General features: G+C 54.9%; 12 protein-coding genes. 7 read left to right on the top strand and 5 right to left on the bottom strand.

Annotation, left to right across the window (positions count from 1 at the left end):
• Positions 1-77: 77 nt before the first annotated feature.
• From A3850_RS12970 to A3850_RS12955, 4 genes are all read right to left on the bottom strand, one after another.
• Complete coding sequence (locus A3850_RS12970; RefSeq protein WP_076639950.1) at positions 78-467, bottom strand: cytochrome c; 390 nt, start codon at positions 465-467, stop codon at positions 78-80.
• A gap of 48 nt (positions 468-515) precedes the next feature.
• Complete coding sequence (locus A3850_RS12965; RefSeq protein WP_082921795.1) at positions 516-3,920, bottom strand: ThuA domain-containing protein; 3,405 nt, start codon at positions 3,918-3,920, stop codon at positions 516-518.
• 201 nt (positions 3,921-4,121) lie between these two features.
• Complete coding sequence (locus A3850_RS12960; protein WP_068217129.1) at positions 4,122-5,372, bottom strand: septal ring lytic transglycosylase RlpA family protein; 1,251 nt, start codon at positions 5,370-5,372, stop codon at positions 4,122-4,124.
• Between the two features lie 193 nt (positions 5,373-5,565).
• Positions 5,566-6,192 (bottom strand): inorganic diphosphatase, encoded by a 627-nt coding sequence (locus A3850_RS12955; RefSeq protein ID WP_068217127.1) that lies wholly within the window; start codon positions 6,190-6,192, stop codon positions 5,566-5,568.
• A 176-nt stretch (positions 6,193-6,368) separates the two neighbouring features.
• Here A3850_RS12955 and lpdA point away from each other — a divergent pair, with 176 nt between their 5' ends.
• The 6 genes from lpdA (at position 6,369) to aroC (ending at position 13,274) form a co-directional block, all read left to right on the top strand.
• On the top strand, positions 6,369-7,766 hold the full coding sequence (gene lpdA, locus A3850_RS12950; RefSeq protein WP_068217125.1) for a dihydrolipoyl dehydrogenase: 1,398 nt from the start codon (positions 6,369-6,371) through the stop codon (positions 7,764-7,766).
• A gap of 123 nt (positions 7,767-7,889) precedes the next feature.
• Positions 7,890-10,052 (top strand): radical SAM protein, encoded by a 2,163-nt coding sequence (locus A3850_RS12945; protein ID WP_068217123.1) that lies wholly within the window; start codon positions 7,890-7,892, stop codon positions 10,050-10,052.
• Between the two features lie 103 nt (positions 10,053-10,155).
• Positions 10,156-10,917 (top strand): nucleoside triphosphate pyrophosphohydrolase, encoded by a 762-nt coding sequence (gene mazG / locus A3850_RS12940; RefSeq protein WP_068217121.1) that lies wholly within the window; start codon positions 10,156-10,158, stop codon positions 10,915-10,917.
• A gap of 95 nt (positions 10,918-11,012) precedes the next feature.
• Entirely contained in the window at positions 11,013-11,603 is a 591-nt protein-coding gene (locus tag A3850_RS12935) for a bifunctional nuclease family protein (protein ID WP_068217119.1), read from the top strand.
• 142 nt (positions 11,604-11,745) lie between these two features.
• Positions 11,746-12,144, top strand: coding sequence for a hypothetical protein (locus tag A3850_RS12930; RefSeq protein ID WP_068217117.1), 399 nt, complete (start codon positions 11,746-11,748; stop codon positions 12,142-12,144).
• Positions 12,145-12,191: 47 nt separating this feature from the next.
• Complete coding sequence (gene aroC, locus A3850_RS12925) at positions 12,192-13,274, top strand: chorismate synthase (protein WP_068217115.1); 1,083 nt, start codon at positions 12,192-12,194, stop codon at positions 13,272-13,274.
• 273 nt (positions 13,275-13,547) lie between these two features.
• Here aroC and A3850_RS12920 read toward each other — a convergent pair whose 3' ends face one another.
• Positions 13,548-15,602, bottom strand: coding sequence for a M13 family metallopeptidase (locus A3850_RS12920; RefSeq protein ID WP_068217113.1), 2,055 nt, complete (start codon positions 15,600-15,602; stop codon positions 13,548-13,550).
• A gap of 158 nt (positions 15,603-15,760) precedes the next feature.
• Between A3850_RS12920 and A3850_RS12915 the strand changes: the two genes are divergently transcribed.
• The gene (locus A3850_RS12915) at positions 15,761-16,789 is read left to right on the top strand and encodes an LLM class flavin-dependent oxidoreductase (RefSeq protein ID WP_068217111.1); all 1,029 of its coding nucleotides are present in this window, start codon (positions 15,761-15,763) and stop codon (positions 16,787-16,789) included.
• Positions 16,790-16,952 lie beyond the last annotated feature (163 nt).

The following is a 16,952-nucleotide window of genomic DNA, read 5'->3' as shown; positions in this document are numbered from 1 at the left end:
CGGTACGCGCCAATATGGTGTGCCATCGGGCGGCGTGCGGGATGGCAAAGTACGAAATTAGTAGGAACGCATAATGGTCACTCCATCCATTGTCGGGCGTCGGTCACGGTGATGAGGCCGTAATCATTTCCCCAGGCCTGGTTGATGTAGTTAACGATGTTGACGATCTGAAACTCCGTGAGTTCTTTATTGCCCGGCATGGGTTGATTGTAGGTAATGTCATTTACCACCAGCGGGCCCTGCATTCCGTGCACGATACCGTGAACCACAGCCGCGGGGTTATCACGCAAATAATCCGAGCCGGCGAGGGGCGGGATCAATTGCCTGAGGCCGGCACCGTCCTCCATATGGCAATTCCCACAGTGCTGATCGTACAGCACGTGGCCCTGCTGATGGGTCGTTTTGCCACAATAGCTGAAGAGAAACAACACGGTGCCGAGCAGCAAGACAATCAGGAGGTGACGCATACGGGATTATTCACCAGCTAACTGACCAGCCCGGAGATAGGTTCACAATTATTTACTAGCGCTAGCGGGAAGAAATTTGTAGGACAGCACGGCGGCCATAACCGCTTCGGCCCCGCCATCATCGGCCTTGTACTTAAAGTAAATCGGCGTTGGCGAAGTGGGCTGATCCTTAAGTTCAATGATCATCTCATTCAGCCCGTAGGTGGTGACGCCCTGCTTGAGCGTACCCTGCCCAATTACCTTTCCGGTAGTTGGGTGACCAGCCAGGACGGTAATCGTTCCACCGGAAGTGATACCGGGAGCGAGGGCCAACTGCGTTTCAATGCGGTCAATGCCCGTGAGGTCAAGATCACCGTAGCTGGACCAGCCGCCACCGGAAGCAACGAGTACATCGGCGGCTTCGTCGCCCATTGGGTTATCCTCCGCTTCGATGTGGTAAGCCATCACTTTATTACCACTAGTGAATTTGTCGGCCCTGATCATTGGGTTACGGAGTACAATGACCTCCTTCGTAGTGAGGCGCGGAAGGGCCGCTCCACCACCCTTGTCGGTGTAACTAGCTTGCAGGATATACTTGCCAGGAATGTTATCCTGGTGCTTGTTCAACGCCAAGTTGCCACGTGCAGGCAAGCTAACCTGAGACGGGGCCGGGCCGGCCAGACTGAGGATGTACTCGGCCATCTGTTTGGCGTCCGCCTCCTCGATGTCCGGATGAGCAGCCATTACACGCTCTCCCCAGACGCCTCCGCCGCCGGCGATGATCTTACCGGCCAGGTAGTCAGCGGCTTTCTTATCCTGACGGTAGCGTTCACCAATGGCCAAGAAGGCAGGGCCACTACTGGCCTCGTTCAACTGGTGGCAGCCGCTACAATCACTATTGGCGATGAGCGCTTTGCCCGCAGCAAATGCCGTGCTCTCTCCCGCTACTTGGTGGCCCGCTTCAATTTGAACAATATCCTCTCCCTCCAGGTAATCGAAGGTGATGGTAATGTTTTCAGGCTCGATGTTACCATCTTCCACATCGGAGGCTGAAACAGCGTAGGCCACGGATTGGCCGGGGAAGAAGAAAGAGCGGTTACCCTGCAATTCTACGGCCACTTCGGGGAGACTATTACCCACTAACAAGTTGACTTCGGAACTGGCCGTATTGCCCATTCCATCGTCGACTTTTAGAATTAGTTGTTGACTACCCTTCTCCGAGGCACTGTACTTCAGTTCGGGCCCGTCACCTATTTTATCTTCACCTAAGTACCACTCGTAGGTCATTTCATCCCCATCGTAATCAATTGTATTCGCTGCACTTGCGACGATGGCCAGCGGTGCCGCGCCAATGCGGTGTTCGATCTCGATGGCGGGTACTGGGGCCCGGTTGCCGGCGTTGTAGCGAATCCGGAGCAGCCGTGCATCGCTATTATGGCTGAACCACTTGTGGCCGTATTCAATGATGTAAAGATCACCCTCCGGCCCAAATAGCATATCCATTGGGTGGAGGAGTTTGGTATCGGGAAGGAAACGTTCCATGTCCGTAACGTAACCAGTTTCGTCCAGATCGGCCACCATTATTTGATCGCGGGCCCATTCGTAGAAGAAGAACTTACCATCGTAATGCTCGGGGAAACGGTGCTCGCTGTTCTGGTAGTCATCGCGGTAGAAGACCGGTCCGGCCATCGCGTTGCGGCTACCCGTACCCATTTCTGGGAACTCTTCGCTCTTCGAATATGGGTAGTAGATCATGGCGGGTTGTGCCGGGGGGAGTGTTTGCGCACCCGTATTAAGCTTGGAAGTATTCACAGGCTTAGTAGGATCGTGTGCCGCACCGGTCGTCCCATCAGCAAAATCACGGGCGTGATAGGGTTTATTGTCGCCAATGAACAGCGGCCAGCCAAAGAAACCGGCCTCGCGGGCAACGTTGACCTCGTCGTGCCCTTTGGGGCCCATGCCGGTACTATCCTGACGGGCATCCGGGCCAATGTCACCCCAGTAAACGTTGCCGTTGTGCTGATCCACGTGGATACGGAAGGGATTCCGCATGCCCATTGCGTAGATCTCAGGGCGACCTATTGCTGGGTCGGTAAATAGGTTGCCCTCAGGAATGGTGTAGGAACCATCTTCCTCCACCTTAATGCGGATGATCCCACCCCGTAAATCCATCGTATTTGCGGCGGAGCGGCGGGCGTCAAAATTGGGGATGTCGCGGCTATCGTCGATCGGTGCGAAGCCGTCGGATTCGAAGGGGTTGGTATTATCGCCGATGGAGAGGTGAAGTAAGCCAGTTCCGCCAAACTCAATGCTGCCGCCAGAATGGCAACATTCGTTGCGGTCCGTGGGTACCTCAATGATAATCTGCTCGGTTGACTGGTCTACTTTATCATCCACAAATTGGAAGCGGCTTAGTCGGTTGATGGATGCTTCACCGTTGGGGCTGTAGTATACATAGAGCCAGTTGTTCTCCGAGAAGTTGGGGTCCACGGCGATACCGAGGCCACCATCCTCGAACTTGTTCCACACGTCGAGCTCCGCTGCTTCCAGGGACATCTCGTAGTCGAAATCGTAGATCTTGATCTTTCCTTTCCGTTCGATCCAGATGGGACGGCCGTCGGGGAGGAGGTCCATTTCCATGGGTTCCGACATGCCAGTAACGAGGGCTTCCACCTGGAAGCGATTGGCTTCCGGGCTCTTCTTTACACCGTCGTAATTAACGGCTTGGTTCTTACCCCAGAGGTATTCCATACCGCCCTTAATGTGTTGGATGAACTGAGGGTCGGAGTAGCTTTCCTTGGTGTGACCCACCCCAGTGTAAAACGAGCGACCGTTTTCAAAGTCACGGTACCAGGCGATGGGGTGGAAATCTCCGTTTTCCCCTCCCTCGTAAGTGGTCTCATCTACGCTAAGGATAGGTGTGATACCATCCTGAATGCTTTTGTAATTATACCATTCGTCGAAGCGGGACCATTTTTCTCCCAGGTGGGCTACGGCTGGGTGGGTATTTTCCAGCACGTTCATTTCGGCGTCCTGATGTTTGGGGTGGCTGAGGAAATAGGCACCGCAAAGTTCATTGTACCAGGGCCAGTTGTACTCCGTATCCGCAGCAGCGTGAACGCCCATCCAATTGCCGCCGGCTTTCATGAAGCGCTCCAGCTCAATCTGTTGATCTCCGTTAAGGACGTCGCCAGTAGTACTTAGGAAAACAACCAGGTTATACTGCTCAAGATTTTCCTGGGTGAAGACGGATGCATCCTCGGTAGTATCCACTCTGAAGCCCTCTTCCTCCCCCATGCTGAGGAACATCTGTTTGCCTTCTTCAATGGAGGCGTGGCGAAAACCGGCAGTTTTAGAGAATACCAGTACACTACGATCTATCTCGTTGTTGCCACAGCCCATCAGTAAAAACAGCAGTATGCACCCAATAAAAAAGATCACCGCCATCGGCGGGTGATGTGTTTGTTGACTCATGATCGAAAACGTTGTGTAGCTTGATTGGAAAGAAAACAGAAAAACGCGAAAACAGGGTCTCAAGGTGCTTGTAAGACAGTACAAACCTCACCTTTTGAAGTTTGGTTGCTAAAAGTACTGTACAATGTTAGCAAAGCAAAAAAGAGAAAGGCCCATTTGGAAGATAAATCCAAATGGGCCTAACAAACTTTTTACGGCAACCTATTTCAACTCAGTCACAACGCCGGTCAACTGAAAATTGGAACGATTGAAAGCCTCGGCTTTCTGTGCTTCCAACCGTGTCGGGTAAAAGCCAGAATAAACGCGGTGGATGGTTGATCCGTCGTCCTTAGTGAACGTACGGTAGAACACGCCCGCAACACCGGTCTTGCTAAGTTCGGCCACTCGGGCCTTCGCGTAGTCTAAGTTGCTATAGGCAGCAAGTTGGATGACGTGACCGGTAGATTGACTGCTGGATGGGCTAGCATTCGCATTTGTCACATTCGCGGAGGTATTACTACTGGCAACAACTGGAGCAGGCATACTGGCTTTATTTGGTGCAGCGCGAATTACTGCCGTTTGCGGAACTGGGAAGTCGCTGGGTGCAGCTACCGTCCGGCCATCCTGAAAATAAGGAACGGTCGGTGCGGGAGGAGCTACCTGGTTGGGCTGCCCTTGGGCTGGAATAGCGGTAGCTGGGCGTGCCGCTACAACGGGTTGAGCACCAGCTTCGATAAAGTCCGCTTCGTTGCTGGCCACGATGGGGGCTACTTCCTTATCAAAGATCGTAGGTTGGGCGCTGCCGTACGTTGCCGGTGCGGAGGGGGGTGAGGCTGCTGGCTCTCGGTAAACCGTCGGTTTTACGATTCCCGTTTCACTAGCGCGAGTGGCCGGAGCATCGCTAGGACTTGCGTCCCAGCCATACGTTTCGCCCTTTATGGAAATTGGTCCGTCGTTGCCAGGAGTAGGGGTCCGGGCTGGCTGGACAGTTCCGTAGGTAGCGGGTTGAGGTGCCTGCGCTTTCCCGCTTACGGTAGGGTTCCAGTTGCTGAAGCCCGTTCTCTCCACGGCGACGCGGCCACGAAGATTCATGTCCAGTTCTTCAGCGGCTGCGGCACTTAAAGTGATTAAGCAGTCCTTGCAGGTCTGAACTTTATCGTTCACGCGGACGGTAACCGTTTTGTTGTTAGACAGATTGGTAACCTTTACGAGGGAACCTAGTGGCAGAGTTGGGTGGCTAGCCGTCAGCAGCGTCGGTACGTAGCGCTCACCAAAGATGGTTTGAGTCCCAGCCGCATCAGCGCTGTACTCACCGGCGAGACCGATCTGACGTTCGGAGTATGCCTTACTGTTGGTGGAAGGTTCGACCTTTTTCACTGCACCTGCGTCAGCGCCCTTTTTATCCCACTTAAAGGTTTGGGCGGAGGCGCTTACCGTAAAGATTAGCGCGGCTAAAGCGATAATATATTTCATGTTGAGTGATTTGAAGACCGCCTTTCGGGAACGCAGATTGGAAAGAAAACGCTGCCGAAAAGAGAAGTTTAGACATCAGTAAGGTAGACGCAAGAAATAAACAAAAAGTCACAAAAGCAAACATAAAACGAAATAATCAAACAAATGTTTTATTACTTCTTGGACTTTATAACAGCCGCGAAGTATACTCTGTTCATCGTTTCTGCCATTTGCGTACCTCTCGCCAGGCGTAGGTTTCGTCTTCCCAACGGAGAAGTTCTGTTTTGTTTGGCCCCTTGTAATTGAGAAACCAAGTTTCAATGATTTGGCGAGCGGCGTCCTGTTTGAGGGCGAAGTCGAGGTAGTTGTCCACCGTAAATACGCGCAAGGATGAATCTCGAGGTACCGCAATGATCTTTGTATCAATTTCACCACGATCCCGCAGGAGTAAGGCGCCGATGGGTTGAACTGCAATCAAGGCACCGGTAGGAACGCTCTCACTGAGAACCAATACATCCAGCGGATCGCCATCGCCTCCGCGCTCCTTATCCATCAAGGTGGAGGGTACAAAACCGTAGTTACCCGGGTACGGTAAGAAGTTGATCACTCTGGGGTCGCCACCTGCAACGGTGTCATTTGTAAAACCGCTGTCGTTGCGAAATTCAATCTTGTGGTTGGTACCCGCGGGGATTTCCACGATTACGTTCAGGAAGTCGCCATCCATCGCGGGAAGACTGTAGGGGTCGGGGGGCGTATCGAAAGTGGACTTTTCCTTCGGCTGGCACGAGCAAAGGAGGAGCAGGACACCAATAGCGGCGCTGGTCAGCGTAATGAATCTCATTTGGTGTCTGCTTTTGGAATCAGTAGAAGAACGAAGATGGAATGATCTAAACCTCGATTTGTAACGTTAGCGGTGGCCAGCGGCTGCCGGACTTCATTTTACAAAACGGTTATGGAGCAACCATAACTAACGTAAGACGCGAAGAATTACCTTTGCGCCAAAATAACTACAAAATTATGGCTTACGATCTAATTATTGTTGGAAGCGGCCCCGGTGGCTACGTAGCGGCGATCCGCGCCTCCCAACTCGGCATGAAGGTAGCCGTGGTCGAACGCGAAAACCTCGGCGGAATCTGCCTGAACTGGGGCTGTATCCCCACCAAGGCCCTCATCAAAAGCGCGCAGGTGTTTGAGTACATCGAGCACGCTGGCGACTACGGCATCAAAGTTTCCAAGCCAGAGATGGACTTTCCCGCGATGATCAAACGCAGCCGCGGCGTCGCCGATGGCATGAGCAAGGGCGTAAATTTCCTGATGCGCAAGAACAAGATCGAAGTCATTAACGGAACGGGTAAGCTGCTCCGTGGCAAAAAGGTGGAAGTAACCGATGCTGACGGTAAGGCCACCACTTACAGCGCCGAACACATCATCGTAGCCACCGGTGCCCGCGCCCGCGCCCTTCCCAATCTGCCCATCGACGGCGAAAAGGTGATCGGCTACCGACAGGCCATGACGCTGGCTAAGCAGCCCAAGCGGATGGTCGTAGTCGGCGCTGGTGCCATTGGTACCGAGTTTGCCTACGTCTACTCCAGTATTGGCACGGAAGTGACCGTGGTAGAATTTGCCCCCGAAGGCCTCGTCCCCCGCGAAGACGCCGACATCAGCAAGGAACTTACTAAGCTGTACAAGAAGAAGGGCATCAACGTCCTGGCCAACACCGCGGTGGAGACCATCGATACCTCCGGTAAGGTCATCAAGGTGACGGCCAAGAACCGCAAGACGGGTAAGGATGTCACCATCGAATGTGACGTGGTCCTATCTGCCGCCGGCGTAGCCCCCAATACCGAGAACATCGGCCTGGAAGATCTGGGCATCAAGGTAGAGCGTGGCCTCATCGAAGTAGATGCCATGTACCGCACCAGCGCCCCCGGCGTTTACGCCATCGGTGACGTTGTGAGCGGCCCCGCCCTCGCCCACGTAGCCAGCGCGGAAGGCATCACTTGCGTAGAAAACATCGCCGGCCTGAAGCCCGAAGCGATTGACTACAACAACATCCCCGGTTGTACCTACTGCATCCCCGAAATCGCCTCCGTAGGTTACACGGAAAAGGCCGCCAAGGAAGCGGGCTACGAACTGAAGGTGGGTAAATTTCCCTTCAGCGCAAGTGGAAAAGCAAGTGCCGCCGGCGTCAAGGAAGGTTTCGTAAAGCTCATTTTCGACGCCAAATACGGTGAACTCCTCGGTGCCCACATGATCGGTGCCAACGTGACGGAAATGATCGCCGAAGCCGTGGCTATCCGTAAATTGGAAACCACCGGCCACGAACTCATCAAGACGATCCACCCTCACCCGACGATGTCCGAAGCGGTGATGGAAGCGGCTGCGGCGGCTTATGATGAGGTGATTCATCTGTAGAAATTAGATCTTAGACTTTAGATCTTAGACCTACGGAGCCCATGGCTTCGCCATCACGGAGGCCGGTACCGATTGATTGTCGGCACCGGCCTCTCTATTTTGCACTAGTCTCAGGAATCCACCATGCTCCTCATCACCCCACCCTTTACGCAGCTCAATACGCCCTATCCGGCTACGGCGTACCTCAAGGGGTTCCTAAACACCAAGGGGATACCGGCGCGGCAGATGGACCTAGGAATTGAAGTGATCCTCGAGCTGTTTAGCCAGCCAAGGTTACGGGAAGCCTTTGCGTTGGCGGCGGAGCGGGAGACGATCGTATCGGCTAACGCACGGCGGATCTATGCGCTGCGGGAAGAGTATTTCGCGTCCGTTGAATCCGTCATTGCCTTTCTGCAGGGGAAGCAACCGACGCTGGCCCGACAAATTGCAAGTGAGAATTTTTTGCCGCATGCTAGTCGGTTTGACCAACTCAGTGATCTCGACTACGCCTTCGGGGCCATGGGCCACCAAGACAAGGCTAAGCACCTGGCCACGCTTTATCTGGAGGATCTGTCGGACTTCATCGTTGAAGCGCTCGATCCCGACTTTGGCTTCTCCCGCTACGCGGAAAGGCTCGGGCGTAGTGCCAACTCCTTCGAAGAATTACACGATAAACTAAGCGGTCCACCAACTTTTATTGACGGTATCACTCTGGCGCTGCTGGACGCCGTAATGCAGGAAGAACAGCCAAAATTGGTATGCTTCAGCGTCCCGTTCCCCGGCAATCTGTACAGTGCCTTTCGCTGCGCCCAATACATCAAGGCGCACTACCCCGTCACCAAAACCGCGATGGGTGGAGGGTTTGCGAATACGGAATTACGCTCCGTATCCGACCCGCGGGTATTTGATTACTTCGACTTCATCACGTTGGACGACGGAGAGTTACCCATTGAGTTACTGTGGAGCAACCTCATTGATCCCAGCCCCCAAAACCCCAACCACCAACTCTACAAACGGACCTTCCTGCGGCAGGATGGCGAGGTGATTCACAACGACTACTCCCTCCGTCAGGACTACAAGATGAACGCCGTTGGCACGCCCGACTACACCGGGCTTCCACTTGACCAATATGTGTCCGTTATCGAAGTCACCAACCCGATGCACAGTTTGTGGAGCGACGGGCGGTGGAACAAGCTCACGATGGCCCACGGCTGCTACTGGGGCAAGTGTACTTTTTGCGACGTTAGTCTCGACTACATCGGCAATTATCAGCCCGTCCGCGCGACCGTGCTCGTGGACCGGATGGAAGAGATCATTGCCCAAACCGGTGAAAATGGTTTTCACTTCGTGGATGAGGCCGCCCCACCCGCGCTCATGCGCGATTTAGCGCTGGAGATCATCCGGCGCAAATTGCGATTGACCTGGTGGACTAACATCCGCTTCGAGAAGAATTTTACGCCGGATTTGTGTCGGCTCCTGCAAGCCAGCGGTTGCATCGCCGTTTCGGGTGGTTTGGAAGTGGCGAGCGATCGCCTGTTAGCCCTCATCCAGAAGGGGGTGACCGTGGAGCAGGTTGCCCGCGTCACTGGCGCCTTCACCGATGCGGGGATCATGGTTCACGCTTACCTCATGTACGGCTACCCTACGCAGACTATTCAGGAGACGGTCGATAGCCTGGAGATGGTTCGGCAGCTGTTTCAGGCGGGGGTTATCCAGTCGGGTTTCTGGCACCAATTTGCACTAACGGCCCACAGCCCGGTCGGCTTGGACCCGGAGGCTTATGGGGTGGTTCCGGACCTCAAGGAAATCACGTTTGCCAACAACGACGTACAATTCAAGGACGCTACGGGCATCGACCACGGGCAGTTCAGTTTTGGCCTCAAAAAGTCGCTCTTCAACTACATGCACGGCACCTGTTTCGACTATCCCTTGCAGGAGTGGTTCGACTTTGAGATTCCTGAAACATCTATTGACCCGGAGTACATTCAGCGGTCCTTGGAGTACCAGAAGGACGCCCTTCGCCACACCAGCCGCAAACTCGTCTGGGTGGGCGGTACGCCCGATCTCGAAGTCCTCAACGACAAACAAGTACAGCTCACCTTATTCGATCGCCGCGACACCGATTCTTTGGCGCTGCCGCAGGTGCAGGGGAGGTGGGTACGGGACCTCCTGATCCGCTGTGGGAATCACGCCCAACCCTACCCCACCCTCAAGGCGACGATGGAAGCTTACGAGGAGGGGTTCGTAGATTTCTGGCAATCCGAAGAAATGGAGTTGATCCGTGCGTACGGATTATTAGTGGTGTAAATTCGCCTTAGCTCGGGTCTAAATTTGGACGCTGGCCACATTTTCTTATTCCTTCCGTCCCCCGCCCCGCACCTGCGGCAGCGCCCTGCTAAATAAACCCCAAATGGAAAAGCAACTCACGGCCTTTGAACGCCTCCTCACCATCATGGATGAGCTCCGGGAGCAGTGCCCGTGGGACCGCAAACAGACCTTCCTCTCCCTCCGCAAACTGACGATTGAAGAGACCTACGAACTGGCGGATGAATTGCTGAAGGAAGACCTGGAAGGCATCAAAGAAGAGGTTGGTGACCTGCTCCTCCACATGGTTTTCTACGCCAAGATCGCCAGCGAACAGGGTGCCTGGGATATTGCCGACGCCCTGAATTCGGTCTGCGACAAATTGGTTGAGCGCCACCCCCACATCTACGGTGACGTCGTCGCCGAGGACGAAGAAGCCGTCAAGCAGAACTGGGAAAAGATCAAACTAGCCGCAGGGAAGGGCAAGAAAACCGTCCTGAGTGGCGTGCCAACCGCCCTGCCCGCCATGGTGAAGGCCATGCGGATGCAGGAAAAAACCGCCCAATTCGGTTTTGACTGGGACAACGTGGACCAGGTATGGGAAAAGGTCAACGAAGAAATCCAGGAGTTCCGGGAAGCGGATAATGAACGGGACCAGGAAGCGGAGTTTGGCGACCTACTCTTCAGCCTTATCAACTATGCTCGTTGGAAGGGGATCGACCCCGAAACGGCATTGGAACGGACCAACCTGAAGTTCCGTAACCGGTTTGAGTACGTCGAGCAAGCCGCCGGCCCCGGAGGCCTGAGCGAAATGGCGTTGGCTGATATGGAATTGCTGTGGCAGCAAGCTAAAAAAACCGATGCCTAGCCATTCCTGATTCCGTACATTTGCGCCCCAATTCCGACGGCCTTTCCGCGAACTGAAATCGAGCAGCAACCGTTGGACACAGTATATACCGACAGATGAATAAGATCGAACTTAGCATTATTGCTATCAGCCGCAGCGTGACCCAGTCCAGTAATTACGCCGTGGTACTTCGTGAAGACCATGGCGAACGCCGCCTTCCCGTGATTGTGGGGGGGAACGAAGCCCAGTCCATCGCCATCGCGATCGAACGGCTCGATAGTTCGCGGCCGATGACGCACGATCTGTTCAAGAATACCCTGGAGATCCTGAATAGTGACCTACGCGAAGTAGTCATCAACGAAATCCGCGAAGGCATCTTTTTCTCCCGCCTCATTCTCGATCGCGACGGAGACATCATTGAGATTGATAGCCGTACGAGTGATGCGCTTGCGCTGGCCGTCCGCTTCGGTTGCCCTATCTACACTTACGACCACATCATGAGTGAGGCTGGCGTCACGATGGAAGACGAAGAGACCGAAGAGGAGATGGATGACGTAGGCACCCAAACCGCCGCCCGCGATAAGGACAACCTCGCCCGCTACAACGTGAAGGAACTCAACACGATGCTGGACGAAGTGCTCAGCAACGAAAATTACGAGAAGGCAGCGCTGATTCGGGACGAGTTGCAACGCCGCGGCAGCAACTAAATAGAAGAATTTCCACCCAGTAACTTCAAGTTTTCCCTAATCGATATTTTCTGGACGCTCGTCGAAGCAATCGCGCTCCGGCAAGATTACGGACCGTTATTTGTGGCATCAACAAGCAACGAAGCCTCAAATTATTCGCGCCATGAAAATCGTATCCTTAAAACACGACGGAAACCTCATTGAAGTCCACAACAACTTTTTGACGGGTGTAGAAACTGTTTACTTCAACGGCTACCGCGTAGCCCGCGCCTTCAACTGGTTCAGTGGCGTCCATGAATTTATGGTCTCGGACGAAAGCACCGGCAACGTAGATCACTACCGGGTTGAGTTTACGACCAGCTTCAGAAATTGGTACGGCTGTGCCGTGGATGTACTGAAAAACGGAATCTGTATCCACGACGAATCTGGCCGCTATCCACGCCAAGTGTATACTTACTCCGTCAATAATCCGCGTAGCCAAAGTGGGTACGATCGTAGCATCTGGACGGATTCCGCGGAGCCCGTTTCCCGGCCGTTGTACAATGAGGCCGACTTAGTCTGAGCGCGGGCCGGCCGGCTACTTATCTTTGCCCGTAAACGAAGCAGGATATGGCCGGTAGCACTTACGGATCCGCATTTAAGATCACCACGTTTGGGGAGTCCCACGGCGTTGGATTAGGCGTCATCATCGACGGATGCCCCGCCGGTATTAATTTTGACGAAGATTTTATCCAAGCTGAACTGGCCCGCCGCAAGCCCGGGCAAAGCCGCATCGTCACTCAGCGAAAAGAGAATGATGGGGTGCAAGTCCTCAGTGGCGTCTTCGAAGGCAAGACCACCGGCACGCCCATCGGGATGGTCATTTACAATAAGGACCAACGGAGTAAGGATTACGGCCACATCTTCGATAAGTTCCGCCCCAGCCACGCGGATTACACCTTCCACGCTAAGTACGGTGCCCGCGATTACCGTGGTGGCGGACGGTCCAGCGCTCGGGAAACGGCAGCACGAGTGGCGGCCGGAGCGGTAGCGCAACTCTTCCTGCGCAGCCAGGGCGTGGACATCAAAACCTACGTAAGCCAGGTGGGACACATCACGGTGAATAGGCCCTACCAGGAATTGGACCTTTCCCTCATCGAATCCAACGACGTGCGTTGCCCCGATCCGGAAACTGCCGCAGCGATGGAAAAAGAGATCCTCGCCGTCCGTAAAGACGGAGATACGATCGGCGGTTGCGTCACCTGCGTAGTGAAGGGCGTCCCGCCCGGATGGGGGGAACCCGTCTTTGACAAATTACACGCCGAACTGGGCAAGGCCATCCTAAGTATCAACGCCTGCAAAGGCTTTGAATACGGTTCCGGTTTCGCCGGGGTGACCCTCCGCGGGAGCCAGCACAACGATGCCTTTTACACGGACGATGAAGGCACGGTAAAAACGAAAACCAACCGCAGCGGCGGCATCCAGGGTGGCATCAGTAACGGGGAGGATATTTACTTCCGGGCGGCCTTTAAATCGGTAGCCACCATCATTCAGGACCAACAATCCGTCAACGAAGCGGGCGAGGACGTCACCGTGTCCGGGAGGGGACGGCATGATCCCTGCGTCCTTCCGCGGGCAGTGGCGATTGTGGATAATATGGTGGCGCTGGTGCTGGCGGATATGGCGTTGCGGCAGCGGGGGGCGCGGGTTTAGTTTTCGACAAGGGGGCCAAGAAGGATAAGAAGATAAGGAGGTCGCGCAAGCGCGCTACTGTGCCTCCTTTTACTTCCTTTCCACCCTTAAGCTCTTGTCGAAAACAATCAGCCGGATATACTAAAATAGCTTTACGGCAGCGGGGAGCGAGGTCTAGTATTCGACAAGGTGTCAAAGAAGAAAAGGAGGGAAAAGAAGTGGGATAGCGCAGTGTAACGCCCTCTTTAACTTCTTTTCCCTCCTATCCTTCTTGTCGAAAACAACCCGTCTCTTTTACCAGATACGCACCCGCTCCTCCGGCGCCAAGTACATCCCATCGCCTTCCTTAATGTCGAAAGCTTCGTAGAAGGCATCGATGTTCACCAGCGGTTGGGTGGCTCTTACTTTGCCGGGGCTATGTGGATCCGTTTTGACTTGGTTGCGGAGAGCTTCATCGCGTTGTAGCGTCCGCCAGACAGTGGCCCAGCTCATGAAGAAGCGTTGTTCGGCGGTGTAGCCGTCCACGGGTTCGGGGTGGCCATTTTCGGCGTAGAAGAGTTGGAGGCCGTCGTAAGCGCCGAGGACGCCACCGAGATCACCGATGTTTTCGCCGAGGGTGAACTCACCGTTGATGTTGACGCCTTCCATCACTTCGATGTTGCTGTACTGATCGGCGAGGGCCTTGCCGCGGGCGGTAAAGTTTTCCAGGTCTTCCTCCTGCCACCAGTTGATGAGGTTGCCGTCACCGTCGAACCGGGAACCCTGGTCGTCGAAGGCATGGCTGATCTCGTGGCCAATTACGGCGCCGATGCCACCGTAGTTCACGGCTTCGTCCGCCTGGTAGTTGTAGAACGGCGGCTGCAGGATTGCGGCGGGGAATACGATCTCGTTGTTGAGTGGATTGAAGTACGCGTTCACGGTTTGTGGCGCCATGCCCCACTCTCCCTTGTCAACCTCCTGGCCAATCTCGGCGAGGTTCTTTTCAGTGGCCCATTTGGAGACGGCCTTGCTGTTTTCAAAGTAGGATTTGTCACTGCTGACCATCATTTTGGAGTAGTCTTCCCACTCGTCCGGGTAGGCAATCTTGACGGTGAACTTGTCCAGTTTTTCGATGGCTTTTTGCTTGGTTTCCTCGGTCATCCAGTCCAGCTTTTCGATGCGCTGTTGGAAGGCGGTGATGATGTTGGCGATCATCAGTTCCGCCTTGGCCTTGGCCTCGGGTGGGAACTTGGCATCCACGTAGAGTTGACCAATGGCTTCGCCGGCGGAGCCGCTTACGAAGGCGAGGGCGCGCTCATCCATGGCGCGCTGTTCCTTGGCGCCGTTGAGGTACTTACCAAAGAATTCCCAGTTGGCCTGGTCAATTTCGGTGGTCAAACGACTGGTGTTATTGTTGATGGTCGCCCACCGCATCAGCGTTTTGACGTCTTCCAGGGGGGTGTTCTGCAGGAAGTCATTCAGTGCGGCTACGTACTTTGGTTCGGTGACCATCACGGTATCCAACCTCTCGAGGCCGAGGGCACCGAGCATCTCTTCGACGTCTAGCACGGGAATCATTTTCTGGAATTCCGCGATGGTGCGGGGGTTGTTGTAATTGCTGGGGTTGCGACGTTGCACTTTATCCAGGGTAGGTTCGGCGAGTTGCTTCTCGAGATCGAGAACGGTAGCCGCGGCTTTATCGGCCTCACTGGCTTCGTCACCCAATAATTGCAGCATCCGGCTGACGTGCTTCACATATTCCTCCCGGATCTCGACTGATTTTTCGTCCTCATCGAGGTAAAAGTCGCGGTCCGGCAGACCGGTGCCACCACCACCCACGTAGGCGGCGTTTACGCTGGAGTTATTCAGGTCGGGGAAACCGCTAAGGCTCAGGAAAGGGGCGGCAGCGGATGTTTCCAGATCCTGCATGATTGCTTGCAAGTCGGCGATACTTTTGACGGCATCGATTTGTTCGAGCGCGGCCTTCAGTGGCTCCACGCCCATCTTGTTGCGGGCCGTGGTATCGAGGTAGTTTTGGTACAGAACCAACGCCTTGGCCTGATCGGTCTCCGGGGCATAGTTGCCGGAGGCGCGTGCTTCGTCCATGATGGCGAGTACGTCAGCGTCCGTGGTTTTGCGGAGTACGCTGAAACCACCCCAGGTAGTGCGGTCGGCGGGGATCTCGGTGTTTTTCACCCAGTTGCCGTTAACGAAATTGTAGAAGTCGTCCTTAGCACTCACGGTCGTATCCATGTTTGCCAGGATGATGCCGGGCTGGGCGGGAGTCAATTCTGCGTTATTCACGTCGGGCGAACAGGCAGCCAGTACGAGTAGTGATAAGACGAGGGAGGCGGATAAAAGTCTGGTCATTAGTCAGGTTATGAATTAGTCGCGCCAAAGATACGATTTGGGCGCTGCCGCAGGTGCTTTGTTAATAGGCTAGCAAACAGGACCAAACGCGATGGAGGGGGACGAGCCCATCAACCATTGTACCTACAAGCAAGTTATTGGAGGACAACACTTAAACTATGGAAATTGGAATTGACAGCTTCGTCGCCACCTGCCCCGGTCAGGACGACGCGCAAGCCGTTGCGGACTTACTCGATCGGATTGTCGCCGCAGATGAGGCAGGGCTGGATCTCTTCGCTCTGGGGGAACACCACCGGGGTGATTTCCTGGACTCAGCGGCCCATATGTACCTGGCGGCCGCTGCGGCGCGGACAAAACGCATCAAATTAGGATCGGCCGTGACGGTACTGAGCGCCGCGGACCCAGTACGCGTCTTCCAAAATTTCGCAACGCTGGATCTGATCAGTAACGGTCGGGCGGAGATCGTTGCCGGTCGCGGTTCCTTCGTGGAATCCTTCCCCCTCTTCGGTTACGACTTGGCGGACTACCGGGAGCTCTTCAAGGAGAAGCTCGAATTATTGCTGAAGATCCGCGACGAAGAAACCATCACCTGGCGCGGACGCTTTCGGGCGCCGTTAGTAGAGCAGTCCATTTACCCACGCCCGGCACAGGAAAAGCTCCCCATTTGGTTGGGAGTTGGGGGTACGCCGGCGTCCTTCGTCCGGGCGGGCCAACTGGGCTTACCGTTGATGGTGGCCGTCATCGGTGGCCAAACCTACCGCTTCGCTCCCCTGGTGGACGCTTACCGTGAAGCCTGGCTCCAGGCTGGGCACCCTGAGTCAGAGATGCGGGTCGGCCTCCACAGTTTAGGTTACGTTGCCGCGACGTCGGAGGCTGCGCACGAGGGGTTCTACCCAGGCTACAAACAGATGTTTGATAAGATTGGCAAAGAACGCGGCGGCGCCCCCGTCACGCCGGATGGCTACCGCGGGCAAGTGGGTCCAACGGGTGCGCTCGTAGTCGGTGAACCTTCGGAGGTAGCGGAGAAGATCCTCCGTCATTCCAAAGCGCTCGGCGGGATTGATCGCTTCACCTTCCAGATGGATATGGTCATGAACTCACCGACGGGTGGCGGGCACGCGGGCCAACTAGAGGCGATTCGCTTGATTGGGGAGGAGGTGATGCCGGTGGTTTTGGCGGAGGTTTAATGGAGAAATTAGCATTCCGGATTGTGGCTCTACTTAACAGGAACTGGTGGTTTGGCCTTTGCTGAGGAAACGGTGCTTTGGTATTTTGGTGCTTTGGGCTGCCGCTGTTACGTGCGGCAGCCCAAAAGACCACAGCACCAAAGCACCAATCGAAATTGGCAGT

Origin of the sequence: Lewinella sp. 4G2, assembly GCF_001625015.1 — a bacterium.
In the GTDB taxonomy this organism is placed as follows: Bacteria; Bacteroidota; Bacteroidia; order Chitinophagales; family Saprospiraceae; genus Neolewinella.
This window is presented reverse-complemented; position numbering and strand designations above follow the sequence as displayed.